The organism is Enterococcus olivae (assembly GCF_053760925.1).
Genome location: NZ_JBSMVT010000059.1, coordinates 1 through 2,151, shown reverse-complemented (window position 1 = coordinate 2,151; position 2,151 = coordinate 1). Strand labels below are relative to the sequence as shown.

Below are 2,151 nucleotides of genomic sequence, written 5' to 3'. Positions count from 1 at the left end.
AAGTTTTTGATTTTTCTAAAGAAACGTATGGTGGTGGCACTCCAAAGACATCAATTGATACGTTTTGGAATGGCGATTTGGCTTGGATTCAATCATCTGACCTAGTAGAACATCATGTTTCGGATGTAACTGCAAAAAAATATATCACTTCTGAAGCAGTAAGAAAATCTGCAACAAAACTTATACCGGCTAATTCCATTGCAATTGTTACCCGGGTAGGCGTTGGAAAGTTAGCCGTTATATCATATAAATATGCGACTAGTCAGGATTTTCTCTCACTCAGTAACTTGAAAATTAATGAATGGTTTGGTGTATATTCTCTATATAAAAAACTACAGAAAGAACTACATGCAGTGCAAGGGACATCTATCAAAGGAATTACTAAAAAGGAGTTATTAAATAAAACAATTAAAATTACTTTAGATATTGACGAACAATCCAAAATAGGAGATATTTTTAAACAACTTGATAATATCATCGCTTTTCATCAACATAAATCAGACAAATTAAAAGAGGTAAAAAAGGCCTATCTACAAAAGATGTTTATATAAAAAATTAATTGAACCTCTAGTATATAAAATGTGAGCAATCACAAAATATACTAGGAGGTTTTTATTATGCCAAGAAAGAAAAAAGGAAGTCAATTGTTTCATGAATATTTTGAAGAGTGGATTCATCTTTATAAGGAGGGAGCCGTGCGTTCGGTGACTCTAAGAAAATATGAAGTTGCACAACGATATTTAGAAGAATTAGTACCGAATATGAAATTAAATGAATTGAATCGGAAGAGTTACCAAAAAATGTTAAATGATTATGCACTTACTCATGAGAAACAAACAACGATGGATTTTCACCATCAAGTTAAGGGAGCTATTTTAGATGCAGTTGACGAAGGGCTAATCGAAAATAATCCTACTAGAAAAATTATTATTAAAGGGAAGAAGCCTGCGGAAAAGAAACCTAAATTCTTAAATCAATTTGAGGTTCAAGCGTTATTAAAACAATTGGATTTGACGGATACAATTAATTGGGATTGGTTTATTTTATTGGTAACTAAGACGGGGCTACGTTTTTCAGAAGCACTGGCTGTAACACCAAATGATTTTGATTTTTCAAAGCAGCAAGTAGTTGTTAACAAATCTTGGAATTATAAAGGGACACAAGGACGCTTCCAACCTACTAAAAATGAATCATCTATAAGAAAAGTTCAACTTGATTGGCAAACAGCCATGCAATTTTCTCAACTAATTAAAAGTTTGAATCCCGAAAAACCAATTTTTGTTAGCAAAAGAGTGTTTAATTCCACAATAAATAATCGGCTAAAAATTCTATGTATACAAGCAGATATACCTATTATTACAGTTCATGGTTTACGACACACACACGCCTCGCTTTTGATTTTTTCAGGAGTTTCAATAGCCAGCGTTGCTAAACGATTAGGTCACTCTAGTATGACAACTACACAAGAAACATATCTGCATATTATTCAAGAATTAGAAAATCAAGACAATGAAAAAATTATGCGGTGTTTAGCGCAACTGTAAAATAGAGAACCACAGTCATTTTAATCTTTGAATGACTGTGGTTTATACGTTTAATAAATGAACATTTTTTGTAAAAACGCTTTTTTGATCTCTTTAAATATCTCTATATTATTTTGATGAAGGGCAATAGTATTGTCGAACTGCTTGAAGAAGCTCCCAATTTCTTGTTGTTCTTTAAGTTTTGGATGTAATAAATTTATTTGTTTCAGGTCAGAATTATGAAGATGAACTACAGATTTTCCTTGAGCTCTTTTAACCATCTCTTTTTTCTGTGAACCATTCGAAATAGTTAGAGCTAAAAATAACGAGTTAATCAGTACATTAGGTTTAATAATATTTAAGTCACCCCCCAATATAATTCCTTTTTTACTAACAACAGAGGCTCTAGAGATATCTTCCGAAGTTTCTCCCGAGGCAGGAACGATGACTTCATTTCCTATACTAATAACAGATTTATTTTTCTGTAATACAAAAGTATCTACAGAATCAATGACTGTTTCATATTTTGTATATAGACGACCATAAAGAATAATAGGACTCCCCATTTCAGTTAAATCACTCTTAGTATATCCATATCCTTTTGAAAATTTTGCTAAATTCCCCAATC

3 protein-coding genes are annotated in these 2,151 nt (G+C 31.8%); 2 read left to right on the top strand and 1 reads right to left on the bottom strand.

Annotated features, from left to right (window positions below):
* Together ACWODM_RS16290 and ACWODM_RS16285 are read left to right on the top strand one after the other, a co-directional pair.
* Positions 1–551 (top strand): restriction endonuclease subunit S (locus ACWODM_RS16290; RefSeq protein ID WP_455322369.1); only part of this gene is annotated, 551 nt, incomplete at its 5' end.
* 66 nt (positions 552–617) lie between these two features.
* A complete protein-coding gene (locus tag ACWODM_RS16285) occupies positions 618–1,544 on the top strand; it encodes a tyrosine-type recombinase/integrase (protein ID WP_455322368.1) in 927 nt (308 codons plus the stop codon).
* Positions 1,545–1,594: 50 nt separating this feature from the next.
* Here ACWODM_RS16285 and ACWODM_RS16280 read toward each other — a convergent pair.
* Positions 1,595–2,151 (bottom strand): restriction endonuclease subunit S (locus tag ACWODM_RS16280; RefSeq protein ID WP_455322367.1); only part of this gene is annotated, 557 nt, incomplete at its 5' end.

What these genes read in the sequence shown, in the direction of transcription:
- ACWODM_RS16285 (WP_455322368.1), top strand. Translation starts at nt 618, where the DNA reads ATGCCAAGAAAGAAAAAAGGAAGTCAATTGTTTCATGAATATTTTGAA.